Source organism: Neptuniibacter marinus, assembly GCF_965223595.1.
Taxonomy (GTDB): Bacteria; Pseudomonadota; Gammaproteobacteria; order Pseudomonadales; family Balneatricaceae; genus Neptuniibacter; species Neptuniibacter marinus.
Genome location: NZ_OZ245004.1, coordinates 3462139 through 3484147, shown reverse-complemented (window position 1 = coordinate 3484147; position 22009 = coordinate 3462139). Strand labels below are relative to the sequence as shown.

The window sequence follows — 22009 nt, the reverse complement described above, 5'->3', positions numbered from 1 at the left end:
CTAATCCTTTTTACCATCAGATTGGTTACTCGTATTTTCAAAGTATTGGCGGCTAGCGTCTAAAAAGTTGTTCATGATTAATCGGTCATCCTGCTTAATGACGTTCATTTTAAGCAGTTTGCTAATCGCCTGAGTAAAACCACTAAAAAAGTACTCTTCACCTACTAAACTGATAATTCCTGCTCTTTTGAGTTTGCGCTCTACGCGTTTGTTCGCGCCTGACATTAAAACAATGACATTACGTTTCTGTAGGGCAGTAATAACCTCTTCGAATGTTTGTAGGCCAGTTGCATCGATAAAAGGCACCCATTTTAAACGAATAATTAGGTATTGCGGGTCAGTGTGAGTATTGGCTAGAGAGCGCTCAAGTGTTTCAACTGCACCAAAGAAGAAAGGCCCTTCTACAGAGTAAACAAGCACAGAGTCAGGAAGTTTTTGCGTACCTAAGTGGGTCAGTTCTGCATGAATATCACTAGATTCAGAGACAGACACTTCCACACTGGAAGCCATTCGGCGTAAAAAATGTAAGGTGGCAATAATAACGCCAATATTGACGGCAATAACAAGGTCTGCAAAAACGGTAAGGAAAAAGGTAACCAGTAAAATAACAACATCAGCGCGGGGGGCTTTTGTCATGATTTTTGTGAAGTGTCTGACTTCACTCATATTCCAAGCAACCACAAACAAAATAGCTGAGAGAACGCAAAGGGGAATATCACTGGCTAGTGGCGCTAATAAGACCAAAATAATGACCAAAACAGCAGAGTGAACAATACCGGCAATAGGGCTGTTACCACCGTTACGGATATTCGTTGCTGTTCGGGCAATTGCGCCGGTTGCTGCAAACCCACCAAATAAAGGTGTGAGTACGTTAGCTATACCTTGGCCAACAAGTTCCTGATTTGAGTCGTGTCGTGTACCTGACATGCCGTCAGCCACCACCGCAGACAATAAAGACTCGATTGCGCCAAGCATCGCGATTGTGAACGCGGGGCCAATTAATGAGATCACTTGCGGCCAGGTAAACGAGGGTACTTCGAACTCAGGTAGTCCTTGTGGTATCCCGCCAAATGCAGTTCCTATAGTACGTACATCTTCGAATTGAAATATTGCTTGGGTAAGGGTGATAACAATCAAAGCAACTAAAGGACCTGGAACTTTTTTTAATCCAGGTATATGTGCTGTGATAATAACCAAAAATAGGGAAAAAATGGCTAAAGCGGTCGTGGCTAAATGGAAATCGGGTAGTAAGTTGAAGAGGCTGATGGCCTTCTCATGAAAGTGTTGCCCGTCGACTTTAGCTAAGCCAAAAAAATCCTGCCATTGACCAACCCAGATGATGACAGCGATGCCTGCGGTAAAGCCCACAATAACAGGGTCAGGGATAAACTTTATAATGCTTCCTAACTTGGCGAACCCTAATGCAATAAGAATAAAGCCAGCCATTAAGGTGGCTATTTGCAGCCCAGATACGCCATATTCGGCGGTGATTCCCGCCAAAATAACGATGAAAGCACCCGTGGGGCCTGCGATCTGTAATCGGCTTCCACCGAAAATAGAAACCGCCAAACCCGCGATTATGGCTGTATAAATACCCTGTTCCGGCTTGACGCCTGAAGCGATCGCGAATGCCATTGCTAGAGGCAGCGCTACGACGCCAACAATGGTTCCAGCAACAATATTTCTTAACCAGTTTTTATGCGAAAATAGTCCCGCTTGAAAGGCATCTCTGATCGCGATCATATGCTGTATACACTCTAGTAAATCTATTATCATGTGATTATAATAAAATTGTAATGACAAAAGAAGTGATTATCCAAATTTCACCCTAAGAGAGGTCGTAATGAGTCTGCCAAATTGCCCAAAATGTGAGTCTGCCTACGTATATCAAGATCAAGAGATGCTGATCTGTCCTGAATGTGCATATGAATGGAATCCAAATGATAGCGGTGAAGAGGAAGAAGTGACTCTTAAAGACGCAAATGGCAATACGTTGTTAGAAGGGGATAAAGTTACTTTAATCAAGGACTTAAAAGTTAAAGGTTCATCACAAGTTCTTAAAATCGGAACGAAAGCATCCATAAAGCGTTTTGTTGATGGCGATCACGATATTGACTGTAAGGTTGATGGTATGGGCGATATGATGCTGAAATCTAAGTTTGTGAAAAAAGCGTAGTAATGGTTTTTGAGAGTCGTGTTTAGACGGCTTTTAGATTTTCTTTGCATATGATTTTGGAATGAGATTATTTAGCAAAGCGATCTTAGGGGAAAATGACTTAGCAATGGCATTTTTCTGGATGAAGGCTAGCCAGGTTTATATTGGCTAGCCTTTTTGTTAATTGGCGGGATATTTTAGTATTAGATGTTGTTTAGCAACGGTTTTGATGTCTGATTTTTAGGTAAGCCCAGAGAAATAAGCGCTGTTAAAATAATAAAAGCGCTAGATATCCATAAGCATGCAGCCATTCCAAAATCTTGATAAATCCAGCCCGATAGCACTGTGCCTATCAGTCTACCCATCGCATTGGCCATATAATAAAAACCTACATCTAGTGACACTCGGTCGCCACTGGCATAGCTGACAATTAAATAACTGTGTAAGGCAGAGTTGACGGCAAAGAGCGCCCCAAACGCAAGTAACCCGCTAATCAGAACGATCTGTACATTCCAGTCATAGGTTAAGGCAAGGGCGATAATAGCAGGTGTGATGCTTAGCGCTAATGCCCAAGCAATTGCATGCCTTCCATCAGGCATAAGGTCTTTGTTTTTTCCTGTGATTTTAGGGGCAAGGCTCTGAACGATGCCATAGCCGATGACCCAAAGCGCTAAAAAACCGCCCACATACCAATGATCCCAAGCAAAGGTATTGGCAAGGAAAACAGGTAAGGCGACAACAAACCATATATCTCGTGCGCCAAAAAGAAACATACGTGCTGCAGATAGGTAATTAACCGCTCTGCTTTTGGAAAATATAGCTGTGAACTTCGGTTTACTTTTGGCCTTTCCTAAATGCTGTTTAAGGCTGATTAAGCTCAATATCCATACGCCAGTTAATGCAATGGCCATAGTTAATATGGCACCCGCAAAGCCTAAAAGACTTAGCAATGCACCGCCCAGAAAAAAACCTATACCTTTTAGAGCATTTTTCGAACCGGTTAAAATAGCTACCCATCTATATAACTGGCTTTCAGTGCTTTTTGAATCAGGAACCAATAATTTAATAGCACTTTTTGCGCTCATTTTATTTAGATCTTTAGCTATACCTGACAGTGCTTGTGCTCCCATAACCCAAGGAACTGTCAACAAACTGGTTGGAACCAGGAGCATCGCGAGAGCGACTATCTGTATAAAGAGACCTATATTCATGGTCCTGTTTAGACCTAGCCTCGCGCCCAGCCATCCGCCAATTAAGTTGGTGATTACGCCAAAAACCTCATAAAAGATGAATAGCATTGCGATTTCCAGCGGGCTATAGCCTAGCCCGTAAAAATACAAAATAACCAACATTCTTAAGGCGCCATCGGTCAGGGTAAATGCCCAATAATTACCCGTGACGATTATATATTGGCGAACTTGAGGGGATAGCTGCGCGAGTAATTGCATCTCAGTTACTCTTTGTCTGAGCGGCCAACGAGGCGAACGAGCTCAACAGTACGATTTGCATAGCCCCACTCATTGTCATACCAAGCATAAAGTTTCACCTGAGTTCCATTCACAACCATTGTTGATAGGGCATCGATAATGCTTGAGCGAGGGTCTGTTTTGTAATCAATTGATACTAAGGGGCGCTCTTCATAACCGAGAATCCCTTCTAACTCGTTTTCGGCCGCTTCTTTGAGTAATTGATTAACTTCTGCCTCAGTTGTGGATTTTCCGATTTCAAATACACAATCGGTTAAAGATGCATTAGCTAATGGAATGCGTACCGCATGGCCATTAAGTTTCCCTTTAAGCTCAGGGAATATATGAGTAATCGCCGTTGCAGAACCGGTAGTTGTCGGTATCAGACTCATGCCGCAAGCCCTAGCACGACGTAGATCTTTATGGGGCGCATCTAAGATGGTTTGCGTATTGGTTATATCGTGAATGGTGGTCATGGAGCCGTGTACTATGCCAAGCTTTTCATGAATCACTTTAACAACGGGTGCTAAGCAGTTTGTTGTGCAGGAAGCAGCCGTCACAATTGAGTGTATCGTCTTGTCATATAAGTGCTGATTGACGCCCATAACCACATTGAGCACGCCTTCTTCCTTGACCGGCGCGGTGACAACAATGCGTTTTACACCTTGTTTTAAGTAATCCTGTAAAGCGGCTTTCGATTTCATTTTACCGCTAGCTTCAATGACTACATCACAGTTGGACCAGTCTGTATCAGCAATCGCTTTGTTTTGGGTGCAATGAATAGGTTTGTCGTTAATAACTATATCTGAACCTTCAGCGCGGGCCTCATGGTGCCAACGGCCGTGCACAGAATCGAAGGTGATCAGGTGAGCGAGTGTTGCAGCATCACCCGCAGGATCATTAAATTGAACAAATTCTACATCATCCCAATCAAATGCAGCACGAAACGATAGCCGTCCCATACGTCCTAAGCCATTGATACCTACTTTAATCGTCATAAAAACCTCAAATCGAATAACGTCTATAAATTAATGCTAAATGTGTCGAAGTTAATGTGCTGCTTTCTTGTATTGATGCACGATGCTTAACGTCGCTGGTTCACCCTTCGCTTAACCATGCTTGGATTTGTTCTGTATGTGGTATCGAGCCGGAGTGGACGAGTTGCTCATCTACAACGACGGCAGGTGTACTCATTACCCTGTAAGCCATGATAACTTGCGGATCTGTCTCTTTTGTTACATTCACAGAAACGCCTTTTTCAAGCGCAAGTTTGTTGATTAGCTCAGCCGTTTTAGTGCATTTTTTGCAGCCGCTACCTAGTACTTTTATCTGTTTCATAGATCACCTTATAAAAAAGAAGAGAATGCATTAAATAGCCATCCAACCACAGTGAATGACACGAGTAGCAAGAAAAAGACGGTAGCGAGTAGTCGCCACTGCATGACCTGTTTAAGTAGAATGAATTCAGGGAAGCTTGCGGCAACAGTACTCATACAAAAGGCCAGTGTTGTTCCTATAGGTAAGCCATTAATAATTAAACTTTCCATTACAGGAATGACCCCCGTTGCATTGGAATACAGCGGGATCCCTAATAAAACCGCTGCGGGAACTGACCACCATTGACCAGCTCCGAGGTATTGTTCTATCCAGCCGTCGGGAACAAAACCATGCAGCGCGGCCCCCAACCCAACACCGATAATGACCCATTTCCAAACGCGGCCAAAAATCTCGAAAGTTTCATCTTTCGCAAATTGATGGCGTTCTGAAAATGGCATAACTACAGGCATAACTACAGGTGTATCTTCATGTTGAAGCTGATCCTTTTGCTGTCCTTGAGCAAGAGCTTTTGCAGCAAAGGACTGTAACCAGCGCTCCGCTTTAATGCTATCAAGGAAAAAACCACCGATTGTGCCTACGCAGATCCCTATGGCGACATAGAGCAGAGTGAACTTCCAACCGAGCAAACTCATCAGTAGTAAGATCGCTACTTCATTAATTAGTGGTGAAGTGAGAAGGAACGACATAGTGATGCCTAAGGGGATACCTGCTGAGGTAAAACCAAGAAATACAGGTATGCTTGAGCAGGAGCAAAAAGGTGTAATCGCGCCAAAACCTGATCCTAGTAGATAGCCTACACCACGGTTTTTTCCCGAAAGGTAATCTCTAACGCGTTCTATATTTAACGACGCGCGCAGGAACGCAATAAAGTAAATCATGACGATGAGCAGCGCGAAGATCTTGGTTACATCTTCGATAAAAAAGTGTGTTGCATCACCTAATTTTGAATCAGGGGATAAGTTAAGAATTGAGTAGGTTAGCCAGTCGGCGAGCTGGGTGAATATTGCAAACATTAGTTCTCTCCAAACCAATGTCTAGTGCGGTTAGCGAACCAAACTAGACTCAGCATAACGGGAACTTCGACTAGCACGCCGACCACGGTTGCCAGTGCTGCGCCTGAGTGGAGACCGAATAGTGAGATTGCGACAGCGACGGCTAATTCAAAAAAATTAGATGTGCTAATCATGCAAGCAGGTGCTGCAATGTTATGAGGAAGCTTCATCTTTTTAGCCCATAAATAAGCAAGGGCAAAAATACCATAGGTTTGAATCAGCAAAGGGATCGCGATTAAAGCGATAACCTCCGGCTGAGATAGGATAGTCTCTGCTTGAAAGCCAAACAATAATATAACCGTTGCTAGTAGCCCGATCATTGACCAAGGTTTCAGACTTGCCAGTAAGGTATTAAGTTTGGAATGGTCGTTTTTGTTGTCAATGCTTCTGCGGGTCAATACTCCCGCAACCAGCGGAATCACAACATAGAGAGCTACGGAGAGAAGAAGGGTGTTCCAAGGCACAGCAATATCGGTAACACCTAGAAGAAAACCGGCAATAGGTGCGAATGCGAAAATCATAATTAAGTCGTTAATTGAAACTTGCACTAAAGTGTAATTGGGATCACCTTTAGTGAGTTGGCTCCAAACAAAAACCATAGCGGTGCAGGGCGCAACGCCTAGCAGAATCATGCCTGCGATATATTCAGTTGCTGTTTGTGGATCTACCCAGCTAGCGAAGAGAACTTTAAAAAACAACCAGCCTAGAAAAGCCATGGTAAAGGGTTTTATTAACCAGTTAACCACTAAGGTCAAGACTAACCCTTTAGGTTTCTTGCCCACATCTTTAATAGAGCTAAAATCAATTTGCACCATCATCGGGTAGATCATGATCCAGATAAGTAGTGCGACGATTAAATTAACATGGGCGAACTCTAGGGTAGCGATAAGCTCGAATAAATTAGGTACTAAATTACCTAAAATAACGCCTGCAATAATAGAAACACCGACCCATACAGATAAGTAACGCTCAAAAATTCCCATTATTACACTCCTTCTTTAAAGCTTATTGTGTGCAGAATACATTTAGATACAACATAAACGTGTGCGTTCAGGCCTGTCTCCCATTTTCTGAAGGCGAAGTTTATCGTCTTCAATAAATGCGGGGTTGCTGTTTAGCGTTTCGGTTAATACATTCAGCGCCCAAGGAGGGAGTTCTGGGTTGATACTATAAAACACCCATTGGCCTTGGCGTCGGTCGGTCAGTAATTCGCAGTTTCTCAATTGGGCTAAATGCCGAGAAATTTTTGGTTGGCTTTCATCTAATGCCTGCATCAGCTCACAAACACATAATTCTTGCTCCGCTTTGATGAGTAGCAGGCAGCGGAGACGGGTTTCGTCTGACAGGCATTTATAAAACTGAGTAGGCTGCATGGATATTTTTGTTTCCTGTTGGATTCTCGATTAGTAAAGATATATGGGAATTAGTATATATGAAAATTCATATATATAAAATAAAGAGTGTAATTTTATCTCATGGCCAGTGTTGGAGTAGTAAGCGTTTATAAGGTGATCTCCAGACAGGTCGGTAGACTTGGGTAAAACATCCCTTTTTTATAGTCTATTAAGCCTTGTGTATAAGAGAGTCTATAGCTTTGGGGATATAAAACCGTCAGGTTTAATAGCAAGCACAGAGCATTGGAGTTGAGACTATTTTCAACTAAGAGGCAGATAATGTTTGGAATTACATGGGGATGAGAGGAAAGCTAAAAAAGCGTATCTATAAGCCTTTGCTTGATTTGAATCGCTTTTGTTAGACGCTCAATTTTAGTCCTACAGATGAAATTCGAGCTCCCTCAGTTTCCTTTACAATAATTTGCACAAACCCAAGCTGAATTCGGTCGCCTACAACGGGGGTGCCGTGGAACTGTTTGGTTAAGTATTGCTCAACGCTTTTCTCTGCACTTATTGGGTCGATCTCAAAACTATACTCTTTAGCTAAATCAGCCATTTTGGCGTTAGGTAATAAAGCAAACTCACCAAAAAAGCGTTTAGCTTTAAGCTGAGGCGATTGCGTGTCTGGCGCAAAAATACGTCCTAAAGCTGATTTTGCCTCACTTGTTGCTAGAATCATTACTTGGTCTTCAGGGATAAGTTTCTGTTCCTCAGTATTACTTATCAACAGCCCTTGTCTGATAACACCCACCATTTGGCAAGTGTTACTTAAGGGTAGATTGGTAGCTGATGTTCCAATAACGCTGCTTCCTGCTGTTATAGGGTAGATTAAGAGGTCTTTATCTAGGTTATGTTTGATTGTGAGGTGTAAGTAATTTGGCTCAGGTGATGTCGGGGGAAGTTCAACCTTGAGCCATCTCGCCATAGGCGCAATAGTCCAGCCTTGAAGTACCAATGATATAAGTACAACGAAGAAAACAAGATCAAAATAGGTTTGTGTATTCTCTAAACCCGCTAAGGATGGGAACAGCGCCAAAATAATGGGAACCGCGCCACGTAACCCGCACCAACCAATAAAGACCTGTTCGCGCCATGGGAAATGAAAAGGTAACAAAGACATAGCGACAGCTATAGGTCTGGCGATAAAAATAAGCACAAAGGCGATCGCTATAGCGGGAATGATCATGGGTATCATATGGCTTGGCGTAATGAGCAAACCTAACATCAAAAACATACCAATTTGACTTAACCATGCTATTCCATCGTGAAAACGGTGAATCTCATTACTATAAATAAGCGGAGTATTGCCAATGATTACGCCGGCGATAAATATCGCGAGGAAGCCACTGCCATTTAGCAGGTTGGTTACACCAAAGATACAGATACCGCCGGCTAACGCGAGAAGCGGATAGAGTGATGATGGAAGTGGCAAACGTTTAAGTAATTGAGCAACTATATGGCCGCCCGCAAAGCCGAAAGCTAGACCAAGGCCCATTTGGCTGAGTAATTCGCTCGCAATTGTCCAGCCTTCGCTACCGCTATCGCTTAGTTGAAGTAGTTGCACTAAGGTGATCGTTAAAAAGATCGCTATTGGGTCATTGGAGCCTGACTCGATCTCTAAGGTCGCGCTTGTGCGTTTTTTTAAGTCTAAACCTGCGCCTCTTATTAAGCCAAAGACTGCAGCAGCGTCAGTCGATCCAACAATGGCACCTATTAATAACCCATCGAGAAGGGGTAAACCCAAAATAATATGCGCGGCATAGCCGGTTATACCCGCTGTAGCTATTACACCCACGGTGGCTAATGAGAGTGCGGGTTTGAGGCTGATACGGAAGCTCTGTGTTTTTGTGGCGAGCCCACCATCAAAGATAATAATGGCAAGCGCGATATTGCCGAAGAGAAAGGCCAGATTAAAATCGTCAAACTTAATACCACCGATTCCATCTTCCCCTGCAAGCATACCTAATACTAAGAAAACCAATAAAACCGGTGCGCCGATACGACGAGTCAATACGCTGGCAACAACACATAGCATTACAAGTAGGCCGGATAAGAAAATGTATTGATAGGTTAGGTCGATGGTCATGCACTTTCCTTATGTGTATTGATACTTTGCGCGTAGGCTGACGCTAGCTAGTTCTGGAAGATAGAAGAATGGATTGTCTTAGACCACGTTTGATGTGCTTTTTTGTGTCCTCTATCTTGGGTGCGCCCTGTATCTATAAAAACTTTATGTAAGAGACCTTCAGGGTTCTGTTTTACAGGTGCTTTTTGACGATAAACCTTAGTGTTATTGAATGATAGTTAGTTCCCTTATCTTACTAAATTTTAGTGGATGATTATCAGTTTATTCTCTTGAATCATTTTATAGTATATGTGATATTCCATATATACCGTAAATCGAATATGTTGTTATGGATTATGTGGGTTTTTTAAATGTTTTTCGGATGATATGCGTATAAAGCGTGACTACCGATCAATCGTCCTATAGGACAGACAACTATTGCTAATTGAATATGAACAGGTGATAGCATTGTTCATAAGCAATATTTTATGTGTACAGCGTTCATTTGATTGCAAGATTAAAAGGCATCGAACATGAGTGAATTAAATCTAGAAAAGGGCACCTTACCTAATGTAGATGATGAATTACTGGATATTCCATCATTTGATAAATGCGTAAGTGCACCGAGTGAACACGCCCCGCGTGTATTATTACTTTATGGGTCGTTACGAGAGCGTTCTTTTAGTCGGCTAGTCATCGAAGAGTCTGCACGCTTACTAACGTGTTTTGGTGCAGAGGTTAAGATCTTTAACCCTGAGGGGTTACCTCAGGTGGATACTGAAGATGAGAATCATCCCAAGGTACAAGAATTACGTGAATTAATGATGTGGTCTGAGGGCCAAGTGTGGTGCTCTCCTGAGCGTCATGGTGCGATGACCAGTATATTTAAAAGCCAGTTGGATTGGGTGCCTTTAAATATGGGCGGCGTTAGGCCGACCCAAGGTAAAACACTTGCGGTTATGCAGGTTTGTGGTGGCTCACAATCGTTTAATGTTGTGAATCAACTTCGCGTGCTAGGTCGTTGGATGCGGATGGTGACTATACCTAATCAGTCCTCTGTGCCTAAGGCTTACTTAGAGTTTGATGAAAACGATAGGATGAAACCGTCGCCTTACTACAATCGTATTGTGGATGTTATGGAAGAGCTGATGAAGTTCACCTTATTGCTACGCGATAATAAAGACTATTTTGTAGATCGTTATTCTGAGCGTGTAGAAAGTGCGGAGCAGGTGAGTGAGCGGGTTAATCAGCGCTCACTATAAATGTGAAGCTTAGGACTGTGCCCCTTGTTTTTGTTCTACCGTTTACGAATGTAGTCGTGTAAATGGATTTTAGTAAATGATGCCTAGAGATAAACGATGATTGTTATTCACCACAATCCAGACTGCGGCACATCGCGCAATGTGCTTAAAATTATTCAAGATGCGGGCTACTCACCGGTTGTTATTGAATATCTACAAGAAGGCTGGACTAAAGCCCAGTTGCAAGGCTTACTTGCCGCCGCTGATTTAACCCCACGACAGGCCTTTAGAACAACCAAGTCCCCAGCGGAAGCTTTAGGCTTGCTAGATGAAACTGTCTCGAACGAGGCAATTTTTAGTGCAATGCTAGAGCACCCCATTTTAGTCAATAGACCTATAGTGTGCAGCCCAAAAGGGGTTAAGCTATGCCGCCCCAGCGAAGCAGTGCTTGATCTCTTAAATAACTGGCCCACCGGCCCCTACTACAAAGAGGATGGGCAGCAAATTTTAGATACCTTAGGGCACCGGTTTATTTCGAGCAAGTAAAGCCTTTTTTCTGGGGCCGCCGTTCTACGCTTAACCTTCTGCAATCAAGCTGGTGGGGGGGGCTATGTTCAAAGACTCAGTGTTTCTATTTCTGCGAGGCAAGCCGGCTTGATTTCACTGCCTTACAGCTGTATTCGAGGATGGATATAGTCTATAAACGCAGTAATTCGACTGGAAAGGGTGGTGTTACGGTAGTAGACCGCATGTACCAACTCGCGGTTACTTGGGCTGGTGATATGATTATCTAGCACTTTAACCAGCCGTCCGTTGGCCAAGTCTTCACAAATCATAAACTCGGATAGCAGTGCCAAGCCTTGTCCAGCCAAGCAAAGTTGGCGAATGGTCTCACCGCTGCTACTGCTTAGGGTTGGGGACAGTGCAACATGACGGGTAAGGGGCCAGCGATTCAGGTGGGGCGCATCGGCAAAGCCAATGATTTTGTGCTGTTCTAGCGCTTCGGGGGTTTCCGGTGTGCCTTGTTGAGCAATATATGAAGGAGAGGCGACGATATGCAAAGGGCTGCGTCCGAGAAAGCGGGCATGCAAGTTTGAATCCTGTAGGGTACCAATGCGAATGGCCAGATCCGTCTTGCGCTCAATCAGATCAATGATATTTTCATTGGCTACAAGTTCTAACTCGATCTTTGGATAGCACTCACAAAAGCCTGCTACCAGTGGGACTAGCTGGTGCAGGATAAAAGGAGTAGCGGCGTCCACTCTGAGCCGACCTGCCGGTATACCTTTTAAGGTTCTGATCTTTTCTTCCGCTTCTGCCAACTGATGCAGTCCGTTTCTGACTTGCTCGGTAAAAATACGGCCTTCTTCGGTGAGCTCTAGCTTGCGCGTAGTGCGATTCAGCAATGTGCAGTCTAAATCCTTTTCTAGTCGGCTGACAGCGCGTGACACCTTGGCAACTTGAATATCTAGGATGCGGGCGGCGGCTGAGAAGCTGCCGCTATCAATCACGGTTAGCAGAATCTCAAGATCTTCAGTACGGGATATTATTGCCATATATGTAAAGGTATTTTGTCACTGATGCTGTTTTTGTAAAAGATAGCAGTAGGCATACTCCGTAGCAACTAAAACATACAAGGAGATTGAAATGCCTATTGCTCTTTTTGCGCTGACTCTCAGCGCATTTGCAATCGGTACCACCGAGTTCGTGATTGTTGGTTTGGTACCTACTATCGCCCAAGACCTGGGCGTTTCCCTACCTTCTGCGGGACTGTTAGTCAGTCTTTATGCATTGGGTGTTGCTATTGGGGCGCCTGTCCTTACAGCCCTGACTGGGCGCTGGCAGCGTAAAAATGTGCTGCTGGCGGTAATGTTATTGTTCGTAGTTGGTAACCTGCTGGCTTGGATGGCCCCTACCTACAGCTCACTGATCACTGCGCGTATCTTGACCGGCTTGGCCCATGGGGTGTTTTTCTCAATTGGATCAACCATCGCAACTAGTTTGGTGCCACGTGAAAAAGAGGCCAGTGCTATCGCTATCATGTTTACTGGCTTGACTGTTGCATTGGTCACGGGTGTGCCTTTGGGGACCTGGATTGGTCAGAACTTTGGCTGGCGTGCGACCTTTATGGTTGTGGCTGCTCTAGGGTTAATTGCGCTGATCGGTAGTGCATTGCTTGTGCCAAAGAATCTCAAACAGGCCCCGCCTGCACGTATTGCCCAGCAGCTAAGCGTATTGACTCAACCACGCCTGCTGCTGGTCTATGCCATGACTGCCGTTGGTTACGGTGGCACTTTTACCGCTTTCACTTTCCTTGCTCCGATTTTGGAACAGGTGTCCGGCTTTGAATCGGGTGCTATAGGCCTAATCATGCTGGTCTACGGTGTATCGGTTGCCGTTGGTAATATTTGGGGTGGTCGTATGGCGGATCGTATGGGGCCGATCAAGGCATTACATATAATCTTTACTGCACTAGCACTTGTACTGTTAGCGTTTACCTTTACCGCCGGAAATCAGATTGCTGCTGTTATCACCATTTTAATTTGGGGAGCCTTTGCCTTCGGTAATGTACCTGGCTTGCAAGTGTATGTAGTTCAGTTGGCAGAGAAGTACACACCGCAGGCAGTTGATGTGGCCTCGGGGCTGAATATCGCAGCGTTCAATGTCGGTATTGCATTGGGTTCGATCCTCGGAGGGGTTGTAATAGAAAGAATGACACTGATGGATACCGCTTGGATTGGAGCACTGATCGTTGCATTGGCACTCGTGCTTACTCGACTGTCCGGTTTTCTCGATAAACGTGACCAACTGCAATTCATCTGAAAACACGAGAATACAAGGGCGAAGCCCTTCTATGTAACCTTCGATGCTGTCTATGTTGAGCAGTTGGCTTCGGAGTCCAGCGGATATCTAGTCTGCAGTGTGGGGCGTCTAGAAAAGGCGGCGTAGCGTTTTCTAGTCGCGATTATACCAACATGGCGTAGTACTTAATGCTTTGCATGGCACAGGTTCAGTTGTACAGTGGAAATGTTCTGCTCAGATGGATGAAAAACTACTCAATCAGATTTATCGGGGTGAACTTAAAGGACCTGATATTCATGTAGTTAGATTCGATCAGTTGCAGAGGGTTTACGGGAGTTTAAGAGCAATAAAAAGGCCCTAAAATACACTATTGAGATGGCATAGGAACGCTTTTCCTGTTTTATTTTATAATGGTTCTAAGGTGGATCAGGCGCACGGGGCAACTGGAGTTTGATACAATGCCCATGTGCTTTATTTATCAGCTTTTAACCTCAAGGCTTAATGCAAAAATCTAATAGCGAGGATTAACATGGCAGATCTTTTTACACCGGTTCAGCTCGGTGCCCTAACACTGGCTAATCGTGTCCTTATGGCGCCTTTGACGCGGACTCGCGCTGATGCAGATCATGTTCCCACTGATCTTATGGTCGAACACTATGCCCAGCGTGCTTCAGCGGGCTTGATCATTGCCGAAGCTACCATGGCAATGGAAGGTAACTCGGCATTTTGGCGTGAACCTGGTATCTACTCCGAGGCTCAGGTTTCTGGCTGGAAGAGAGTCACTGACGCCGTACATGCCAAGGGTGGCAAGATTTTCTTGCAGATCTGGCATGGCGGTCGCGCTTGCCATCCCTTGCTGAATGGAGGTCGTGTACCGGTCGCACCGAGTGCTATGGCTATCACCAATGATGAAGTTCACACGCCAGAAGGGAAAAAGGCTTATACTGTTCCCCGTGAACTGGCTGATGAAGAGATTCCGGCCATTATCGAAGGGTTTAAAGTCGCAGCGGAAAATGCCAAGAGAGCTGGCTTCGACGGTGTTGAAGTACACGGCGCGAATGGTTATTTACTGGATGAGTTCCTGCGTGATGGCGCCAACCACCGTAAAGGCCCTTATGGTGGCCCGATCGAAAACCGTGCTCGCTTGTTGCTAGACGTTCTAGACGTTGTAACTCAAGTTTGGGGTAGCGACTACGTTGGTGTGCGTCTGTCGCCGTTGAATAGCTTCAACAGTATGAAAGACAGTGATCCGATTGCGCTGGTTACTTGGTTGGCCAAACGCTTGAACGACTTTGATCTGGCGTATCTGCACCTTATGCGTGCTGATTTCCTTGGTGAGCAGCAGGCTGATGTGGTGACGCCTGTACGTGAACACTACCGCGGCCATTTGATGCTGAATATGGGCTATACCGGTGTCGAAGCCGATACTGTTATCGCTTCAGGTCAAGCCGATAGTATCGCGTTTGGTGTGCCCTTTATCGCCAATCCTGATCTGCCGGAGCGCTTGCGGAATGATGTAGAACTGAATCAGGCAGACCCAGCTACTTTTTATACCCAGGGTCCCGAAGGCTATCTTGACTACCCGACTATCAGTGAATTGGTAAACGCCTAAGGCAGGTCCGGGGGGGGCTCGTCTTGAAGATGCGTAAGAAACAACTTTTCCCCCCTCCAATACTTGGTATTCCGGCTAACGGTAACTACACCCATCATGTGTATAGGTCGACAGGTGATCATTATTTTTTAGTAGAAAGAAATTTTGGGTTTGCCCGCAGTTGTTTATGGGCTAAATAAACCGCGATTACCAATAGATATAACTGAGTATTGGTACAGGCTGAGAGTAAATGCTACCTGATTGGATAAGCATTGATTGTGTATACAGCTCAGATCAGCGAAAATAGCCGCCAACTACGATTAACGCGACGGATTTTTTCGGCGAAGAACTTTCGCTATCATCTCCCACCCTGATGCCGCCCAGCCTTTCAACGCTTAAAACCACCTTTCATTGCACACCACAATCACATCTCTACGTACTGAATTTAAAGGCTTTTTGTCTTTTTCTCGTTTCTTTGCTTTTCAATGATGTTCAAGCGTAACCTCGGAAAGTGTGTACAAACTTGAGTACAAATTCCGTTTTAGAGGCCTTTGGTGAAAATTCCATGACACAAATCTGGCTGTAGGCCTTGTGTTTACTGGGTTTGATGAAGAAAGTACTTCCTGCTTTTGGTACTTTGGTTTCGACATTACAAAAGCGGAATAAATGCGATCATCTCTAGTTTTTTGTTTATAAGTTTATGAATTTAAAGGGTTCGTCATTGTGGTTTTTGATGTGTCATTGTTGCGAGTGTACAAACAGTGTGTACAAATTTTTCTCGTTAGGCGTGTTGATTGCTATTCATGACACAAACCGCCTTGTAGCCCTTGTTATTCATAGGTTTGAGCTGAAAAGTACCTAATAGCAACATTTGTGTTTTGATAAGGCTGATCTTCTGAACAAATCATGCATCTTTCTGACCATCAACAAGTGATGAATCAGGCGATGATAGCTTTACATTGATTTTCAGGAGAATGCAGATGACAGCAGTAGCGCACCAGGTAACCCCTTTTCTAACGTCTTACGAAGTGATGGCTCGTTACCACATTAGCTATACGACGCTCTGGCGAAGAATAAAAGATGGCAGCTTGCCGCAACCTCGTATCAACCGAAATACACGAAACAAGCTGTGGCACATTGAAGACTTGGAGGAGTATGAGAAGAAAGAGGACTGAGCCTCTTTCTTTTATTTTACTGTCCGAAACGCCAGTTGAACGGAAAGCCTGTCGGCTCGATGATGGTCTCTAGCTGTTGATACCAAACGTCGTAAGCATGACGCATTTCATCCAGGTACTGATATTGGTTGTAGATAGCATCTAACCCTTTTTTGCTGTGGCCAATCATCAACTCGGCAACTTCTTGCGTCGTGATGGCAGACATTCGCGTTCGCATCGTTCTGCGAAGATCATGCATAGACCAATGTTCCATCTCAACACCAAGCGATCTGCGAGCCCAGATTTTCACATTATTAGGAATAGTGGTATCAAAGCCATTTGTGGCAAGCTCTTCTTGTCCGTTCGCGGGAAACAAGTAGGTTGATTTGCTCATCTGCATCGCCAGTTCAATCAGCTCAATAGCTGGCTTAATCAATGGCCGCATGATCGGCGCTCCAATTTTCTCACCTTGTTTGCGGATCTCTATGGGCACTGTCCACATTGCAGATTGCAAGTCAAAGTGATGCTTTTCAGCTTGAATGAGTTCTCCCTTACGGCCTCCCAATAACAGAAGCAATTTTATGTAGATGCGATTCTTCTCAGTGATTTTTGACTCATGCAAATAGCGCCAAAGTATCCTGATCTCGTTGTCATTTAGCACCCGAGTTCGTTTGCCTTTCTTACCGCCAACCTTCTTTGCTGTGATCCCAGCAGCAGCGTTGATTTCCAAAATTTGTTCATCAATCAGCCAGTCATAGAACTTATGCAGTACAGACACTAGGCGTTCTGTGTTTGAAGGGGACGACTCCGAAACCTCACGAAGACAGTTTCTTAAGGACAATTCATTGATGTCAGTTAATGGGTACTTGCCAAGTCGGGGCAGCAAATATATTTCACTGCTGCGTTTTTGGAAGTGCCACGTTTTCTCCTTTAGCCCTTGCTTACCGGCAGAGTCTATCCAGTCTCGAAAAATCGATTCGAAGCTTTGGTTGGCAGAATACTTGGCCCGTTCCTGCTGAAGGTAGAGCTTGGGATTTCTGCCCTGATCAAGTACTGCCCTTAACCTATCCAGCTCATTCCTAGCTTCAGCAAGCTTCATAAGTGGGTAAGTACCAATGTCTACCCGCTGTTGCTTGCCATCGAAACGATAACGAAACTGAAAAACAATTTTGCCCTTGGGCGATACCCGAGCACTTAGCCCATCTCGGTCGGCTTTTACTACGGTTTCTTTTGCTTCTTTATTTAACCTGGCATCGAGCCAGCTAACTGATAACGCCATGTTATAAGCCCAGCCCTAGTTTGGATTTTAATGATTGTTTACGTGATTCTGCTTTGGGTTCTGGCGCTGTACTCATGGAAGTAACGTCACCATCTGGTGCATGGCCATCCACCGGTGCAGATGTCGTGGATAGATTGGGTTGGCTCATGTGAATTAACCCAAAGGTGGCCAGCATCCGCAGACGCTCAGCGCGTTCCCGTGGTGGCGTCTTTTCCAATTCTTTGAGCAGTTCAGGGTGGCTCCCTGGGGGAATGTTGACGACAACTCTCATAATCAGGCCCCATAAAACCAGAAGCCTCGGACGTTCGCCAAAACAGACTGTTCCGGCACGATTATCTTGCTTCGTGAAAAAATCTCCTTGGCCGCTTCCTTATAAGCCATGGCTCCACCTCCGGCGATCAATACCAAGTCCGCATTGATGCTTTCGTCACGCATGGATTGGCGCATGGCTGTAAGAGCAACAGGCGCTACCTTTTTCATGGCAGCATTCAGATAAGGTGAAATATCGACTTTTTCTCCAAATAGCAGGACCTGTAAGTCGCCAGTTCTCATGGCTTTTTCAAGTCGATCCATTCCGACTTTGGCACCGTGATCTTCTGAAATCAGCTTATCAATGGTTTCCAGTAGCACGGACATTGCCTGAAGACTGGTTCCTGATGAGCTGTAGCGAATTTCTCCGGCCTCAAGGGCAACCCAGTCAACAGAAAAAAAGCCGGGATCGATGACGACGACGCGACCTTCTTCAATCAAGCCCAAATCACCACCTGTTTGAACCAGATCCATATAGGCACCGGCAGGCTGCGGCAGCACTTTGACGTCATGAACGGTGATGCTGCGTTTAGGCGTCACTTGATGGACACCTTTTAGGCGCTTCACAAGGTCAGATTTACGTTGTGGTTCATGAAACTGGGAAACCGGTAATCCAGTGACAACCAAATCGATGGATTCTGTTTCAGCCATTAACAAGGCGGCATGAAAAAGTGCCTTATAGGTTTTTGTGGTGGGATATTCCGGGTGAAGCTCTCGTTCCCAGCCTTGAAGGCGTCCAGCAGGAACACCAGCGGCCCAGCGCTCATTATCGACTGACACATACAAACAAGTTTCATCATCGCCTCCACCGATACGCTCTGGCATACGATCCGCAGGACCGGCACCCGCAGGCAGAATAATGGTTTTCGGTTCACTGCCTGATTGGCCAATTGCCAGCTTCAGGTTTGAGTAACCGATATCTACGCCTAGTACAAACATACTTATCTCCTGTGCACTCAAAGTGCTCTAACGGTTTTCAATCAACCGCACTGGCCACGCTTGGGCATTTCCAAGTGCTCTGGCGGTTCACTCAAATGTCATTATCAGGATTCGGTGCACTGGCGGTGGGCAGAAAGGTGACAAATCCTTTCATCTATCTGCCTATTGCATTTTCGCAAAAGTATGAGAATAGGCTCTGTTTGGCGGCGGATGACCTAGTCAAAAAAATCGAGACGCCAAACGTCGTTTGCATTCTGGCCTGAACTCGCCAAACGGTTTGTATCTTCATGACGATACGTCTTTTCAGGCATTTTTATGTGAAATCAGACTGTATCCCTTGTCGGGTATGGGATTGCGCGAGTTGATTTATATCGAGACGCCAAACAGTGATTGTTACGGCAGTTTTACGTTTGGCGTTTCGATCCAAAAGCCAAACGGATAGTGGTTTTGGCTTTTGGGGTTAATTGGATGGGGAAATTGGTTTGGTAGAAATCGTCAATGAACAATGGAAAGCAGATGTATCAGATTTACTTCAGCAAGAAACGGACAGGCTAAAAGCACTGGCACGAGCTGAAGTTGATGACTTTTGGGTTACCCATTACAAGGTTCGTGAAAATGAGCCATTTAAAGATTGGGGGCTGCTTGGTGTCCGTATCAGAGACTTTAAGTATGGCTTTGGCATAGAGTGGTACATCAACAGTTTTCACGGTCAACGAGGCAAGCGCGTTGTCTTTAGCAAGGGTCTGCGTATTTCAAAGACGAAGCTGAGATACTCATTTTTGGACTGCCAAGGTCTAGCCAAAGAATGGGAGTTAGCGCTGGCCATGGAGAAAGAAGAATTCTTCAGTGATGTTCGACGCCAGGTTGATAAGCTCAACATGCTGCGTCGCAGAGTGAATGCCTACTGAATTATCGGCGCTACTTCACTCGCGGTAACTGGTCCCAGCGTGTTGTGTAAGCGGGAGACAAATGCTCTCGCTTCATTGACCAATCTTTCTTCGTACCTTGTCCAGCAAAGAAAACCTTTCCGGCACCGCTTTGATTAATAGTGTCCAATACAGACATCAGCTGCTGGCTATTAGAGCGGGTCGATACGTCATCGAATAGTCCTGGTTGAAACATGCCAGGATCGTAAAAGTCAGACAGCATGACGCCCGCTTTGGCATAACGAAAACCATCCTTCCAAATCCGCTTGAGTAAGTGATTGGCCAGCTCGATAAAATCCCGCGTATCGCAACTGGGGATCAGCAACTCACCCGATGCAGAGTTGCTGTACTGCGGCTCGTTGTCCTTAAAGGGGCTGGTTCGTATAAACACGGTCAGCACTTTGGCTTGCTGCTGTTCTTTGCGAAGCTTCTCAGTGGCACGGGTTGCGTATTCGCATACGGCTTCACGTAACAATTCAAAGTGCGTCACTTTTACGCCAAATGAACGGCTACAGACGATTTGTTTCTTAATTGGCGGGATCTCTTCAAGTTCAATGCACGACTCACCATTGAGCTCTCTGACGGTTCTCTCTAAAACCACCGAAAACTGGTCTCTGATGGCTCTAGGTGAGGCATTGGCTAGATCTAAGGCTGTGGTGATACCTAACGCATTTAAACGCTTAGAAAGTCGTCTACCAACGCCCCAAACATCATCAACCGGAACTAATGCGAGCAATCGACGTTGCCGATCTAGATTGGTCAGGTCTACAACCCCCTGAGTGGCAGGATATTTCTTGGCGGCATGGTTAGCCAGCTTGGCGAGTGTTTTAGTCGGTGCAATGCCTACACAGACGGTGATCCCAATCCAGTGGCCTATGCGCTCTCGCACTTGTTGTCCGAACTCGACAAGGGATAGGGCAGACTCAATACCGGTTAAGTCCAAAAACGCTTCGTCAATGGAGTAAACCTCTACTCGTGGTGCCATCTCCTCCAAAGTGCGCATCACTCGACTGCTTAAATCTGCATACAGCGCATAGTTAGACGAGAATGCCAAAATGCCATGGCGCTGCATTTCAGATTTGATTTGAAAGACGGGTACGCCCATTTTAATACCGAGTAACTTAGCTTCACGCGACCGTGCAACCACGCAGCCGTCATTGTTGGACAGCACCACAACCGGCGTATCTTTTAAATCAGGACGAAACAGCTTCTCACAACTGGCGTAAAAGTTGTTGCAGTCCACCAAGGCAAATACAGGCATGGGATAGTCACGACTTACGGCGCATGTTTCGCACCACACTGATGACCACACCAAATATCCCTAGCTCTGTCCCTTCGGGAATATGAATGGGTTCATACGCCCGGTTTCTTGGGATCAGCATGACGCACGGCCTTAGTTGAAGCTCCTTTACCGTGAGTTCTCCATGGATACCCGCGATGACAATGTCACCGTGTTCGGCTTGGACAGAGCGATCAACCACCAAAATATCATCTGGGTGAATCCCGGCATCAATCATTGAATCACCTTCAACACGTACAAAGAACGTTGCAGCCGGTCGCTTGATGCACAGCTCGTTAAGGTCGAGCGTTTGCTCAACATAATCCTGCGCTGGTGAGGGAAAACCAGCAGAAACACGTTCCATGAACAATGGGATACGAAGGCGCTTGGCTTTGATGAAGGCAAGTGCGCCGCTACGGCCTATCAGCGAGACACTCATGACGAACCTCGAAAAATCATAACTAATACTGTTTGTTTATACAGTATCTAATGCTATGCTGATTTCTACAAGTAAAATTGTAGGTAAAACTGTAGTTGTTCGAGTAAGACGTTGTGTCGTGGGTGATTTATTTCTTGTGTTGAAAAGCTTGATGTGGGGATTGCTCGCCCTCGTCAAAGCCTGCAAGGCTTGGACAATACTGCTTCTGCCTACTGCTCTTGTTTCTGTTACTGATCCTGTTACTGCTACTGGTTAACGCATGGGTCAAGTAACCGTCAGACAAGGCTTGTTGAACCCTTCGCAAAGGGTTTCAAAACAGTTAGTAAAATTCTGTTTCGTATTGAATTTACTGGCTTAAAGGGAAGTCAGGAGCATCATTAAAATGCTCAGTCGAACTCAGTTAAAGCCTTTTTCAACCGTTTGAAAAGGGGTTGGCTAAGCCATACGTAAAGGGTATTGGTAAGGGTTACCTAAAGGGTTTAGCTAAGGCTTTCTGAAAGGCTTAGCCAAAGCCTTCATACATGGGTTCACCCAGTAGAAAGATTAAAAAAACGCTGAGGTATCCAAGGTGCATTTTGAA

At 45.2% G+C, this 22009-nt stretch carries 22 protein-coding genes; 8 read left to right on the top strand and 14 right to left on the bottom strand.

The genetic code is table 11. From position 1 onward, the window contains the following. The gene (locus ACOQOE_RS16445; RefSeq protein WP_420554486.1) at window positions 1-1743 is read right to left on the bottom strand and encodes a SulP family inorganic anion transporter; all 1743 of its coding nucleotides are present in this window, start codon (window positions 1741-1743) and stop codon (window positions 1-3) included. A gap of 100 nt (window positions 1744-1843) precedes the next feature. Here ACOQOE_RS16445 and ACOQOE_RS16440 point away from each other — a divergent pair, with 100 nt between their 5' ends. After that, window positions 1844-2176 (top strand): zinc ribbon domain-containing protein YjdM, encoded by a 333-nt coding sequence (locus ACOQOE_RS16440; protein ID WP_420554485.1) that lies wholly within the window; start codon window positions 1844-1846, stop codon window positions 2174-2176. Window positions 2177-2358: 182 nt separating this feature from the next. Here the strand turns inward: ACOQOE_RS16440 and arsJ are convergent, their stop codons facing one another. The 7 genes from arsJ to ACOQOE_RS16405 all read right to left on the bottom strand — a co-directional run bounded on the left by arsJ (window position 2359) and on the right by ACOQOE_RS16405 (window position 9491). Beyond that, the gene (arsJ, locus tag ACOQOE_RS16435) at window positions 2359-3603 is read right to left on the bottom strand and encodes an organoarsenical effux MFS transporter ArsJ (protein ID WP_420554484.1); all 1245 of its coding nucleotides are present in this window, start codon (window positions 3601-3603) and stop codon (window positions 2359-2361) included. Between the two features lie 5 nt (window positions 3604-3608). Then, the gene (locus ACOQOE_RS16430) at window positions 3609-4619 is read right to left on the bottom strand and encodes an ArsJ-associated glyceraldehyde-3-phosphate dehydrogenase (protein ID WP_420554483.1); all 1011 of its coding nucleotides are present in this window, start codon (window positions 4617-4619) and stop codon (window positions 3609-3611) included. 100 nt (window positions 4620-4719) lie between these two features. Continuing rightward, window positions 4720-4959, bottom strand: a complete 240-nt coding sequence (locus ACOQOE_RS16425) for a thioredoxin family protein (protein WP_420554482.1) — start codon at window positions 4957-4959, stop codon at window positions 4720-4722. Window positions 4960-4967: 8 nt separating this feature from the next. Continuing rightward, window positions 4968-5972, bottom strand: a complete 1005-nt coding sequence (locus ACOQOE_RS16420) for a permease (protein ID WP_420554481.1) — start codon at window positions 5970-5972, stop codon at window positions 4968-4970. Beyond that, entirely contained in the window at window positions 5972-6994 is a 1023-nt protein-coding gene (gene arsB / locus ACOQOE_RS16415) for an ACR3 family arsenite efflux transporter (protein ID WP_067866159.1), read from the bottom strand. The genes ACOQOE_RS16420 and arsB overlap by 1 nt, the downstream gene beginning before the upstream one ends. Before the next feature lie 42 nt (window positions 6995-7036). Beyond that, window positions 7037-7384 carry a metalloregulator ArsR/SmtB family transcription factor gene (locus ACOQOE_RS16410; RefSeq protein ID WP_067866161.1) on the bottom strand — a complete coding sequence of 116 codons (348 nt, stop codon included), beginning with the start codon at window positions 7382-7384 and terminating at the stop codon, window positions 7037-7039. 379 nt (window positions 7385-7763) lie between these two features. Next, window positions 7764-9491 carry a potassium/proton antiporter gene (locus ACOQOE_RS16405; protein WP_067866164.1) on the bottom strand — a complete coding sequence of 576 codons (1728 nt, stop codon included), beginning with the start codon at window positions 9489-9491 and terminating at the stop codon, window positions 7764-7766. A gap of 512 nt (window positions 9492-10003) precedes the next feature. Here ACOQOE_RS16405 and arsH point away from each other — a divergent pair. Both arsH and arsC read left to right on the top strand, forming a co-directional pair. Beyond that, window positions 10004-10732 (top strand): arsenical resistance protein ArsH, encoded by a 729-nt coding sequence (gene arsH / locus ACOQOE_RS16400; RefSeq protein WP_067866167.1) that lies wholly within the window; start codon window positions 10004-10006, stop codon window positions 10730-10732. Between the two features lie 96 nt (window positions 10733-10828). Beyond that, complete coding sequence (gene arsC / locus ACOQOE_RS16395; RefSeq protein ID WP_420554480.1) at window positions 10829-11257, top strand: arsenate reductase (glutaredoxin); 429 nt, start codon at window positions 10829-10831, stop codon at window positions 11255-11257. 122 nt (window positions 11258-11379) lie between these two features. Here the strand turns inward: arsC and ACOQOE_RS16390 are convergent, their stop codons facing one another. Further along, the gene (locus ACOQOE_RS16390; protein ID WP_420555493.1) at window positions 11380-12261 is read right to left on the bottom strand and encodes a LysR substrate-binding domain-containing protein; all 882 of its coding nucleotides are present in this window, start codon (window positions 12259-12261) and stop codon (window positions 11380-11382) included. Between the two features lie 97 nt (window positions 12262-12358). Here ACOQOE_RS16390 and ACOQOE_RS16385 point away from each other — a divergent pair, with 97 nt between their 5' ends. The 3 genes from ACOQOE_RS16385 to ACOQOE_RS16375 all read left to right on the top strand — a co-directional run bounded on the left by ACOQOE_RS16385 (window position 12359) and on the right by ACOQOE_RS16375 (window position 16279). Further along, a complete protein-coding gene (locus tag ACOQOE_RS16385; RefSeq protein WP_339890403.1) occupies window positions 12359-13534 on the top strand; it encodes an MFS transporter in 1176 nt (391 codons plus the stop codon). A gap of 508 nt (window positions 13535-14042) precedes the next feature. After that, entirely contained in the window at window positions 14043-15125 is a 1083-nt protein-coding gene (locus tag ACOQOE_RS16380; protein ID WP_067866176.1) for an alkene reductase, read from the top strand. A 959-nt stretch (window positions 15126-16084) separates the two neighbouring features. Next, window positions 16085-16279: a helix-turn-helix transcriptional regulator gene (locus tag ACOQOE_RS16375; RefSeq protein ID WP_000127614.1), complete on the top strand. Its 195-nt coding sequence runs from the start codon at window positions 16085-16087 to the stop codon at window positions 16277-16279. A 16-nt stretch (window positions 16280-16295) separates the two neighbouring features. On the opposite strand, the gene ACOQOE_RS16370 is transcribed toward ACOQOE_RS16375, so the two are convergent. The 3 genes from ACOQOE_RS16370 to ACOQOE_RS16360 all read right to left on the bottom strand — a co-directional run bounded on the left by ACOQOE_RS16370 (window position 16296) and on the right by ACOQOE_RS16360 (window position 18785). Beyond that, window positions 16296-17537, bottom strand: coding sequence for a tyrosine-type recombinase/integrase (locus tag ACOQOE_RS16370; protein WP_004249312.1), 1242 nt, complete (start codon window positions 17535-17537; stop codon window positions 16296-16298). 1 nt (window position 17538) lies between these two features. Beyond that, window positions 17539-17685 (bottom strand): hypothetical protein, encoded by a 147-nt coding sequence (locus tag ACOQOE_RS16365; protein ID WP_002026338.1) that lies wholly within the window; start codon window positions 17683-17685, stop codon window positions 17539-17541. Window positions 17686-17810: 125 nt separating this feature from the next. Then, window positions 17811-18785: a ParM/StbA family protein gene (locus ACOQOE_RS16360; protein ID WP_000497805.1), complete on the bottom strand. Its 975-nt coding sequence runs from the start codon at window positions 18783-18785 to the stop codon at window positions 17811-17813. Window positions 18786-19249: 464 nt separating this feature from the next. Here ACOQOE_RS16360 and mobI point away from each other — a divergent pair, with 464 nt between their 5' ends. Next, on the top strand, window positions 19250-19693 hold the full coding sequence (gene mobI, locus ACOQOE_RS16355) for a conjugative transfer protein MobI(A/C) (RefSeq protein ID WP_049544960.1): 444 nt from the start codon (window positions 19250-19252) through the stop codon (window positions 19691-19693). A gap of 10 nt (window positions 19694-19703) precedes the next feature. Here mobI and umuC read toward each other — a convergent pair whose 3' ends face one another. After that, window positions 19704-20972 (bottom strand): translesion error-prone DNA polymerase V subunit UmuC, encoded by a 1269-nt coding sequence (umuC, locus tag ACOQOE_RS16350; protein WP_022614396.1) that lies wholly within the window; start codon window positions 20970-20972, stop codon window positions 19704-19706. A 7-nt stretch (window positions 20973-20979) separates the two neighbouring features. Then, window positions 20980-21429, bottom strand: a complete 450-nt coding sequence (gene umuD / locus ACOQOE_RS16345; protein WP_420554479.1) for a translesion error-prone DNA polymerase V autoproteolytic subunit — start codon at window positions 21427-21429, stop codon at window positions 20980-20982. A 55-nt stretch (window positions 21430-21484) separates the two neighbouring features. Between umuD and ACOQOE_RS16340 the strand changes: the two genes are divergently transcribed. Next, window positions 21485-21685 (top strand): hypothetical protein, encoded by a 201-nt coding sequence (locus ACOQOE_RS16340; protein ID WP_022614398.1) that lies wholly within the window; start codon window positions 21485-21487, stop codon window positions 21683-21685. The last annotated feature ends 324 nt before the right edge of the window (window positions 21686-22009 follow it).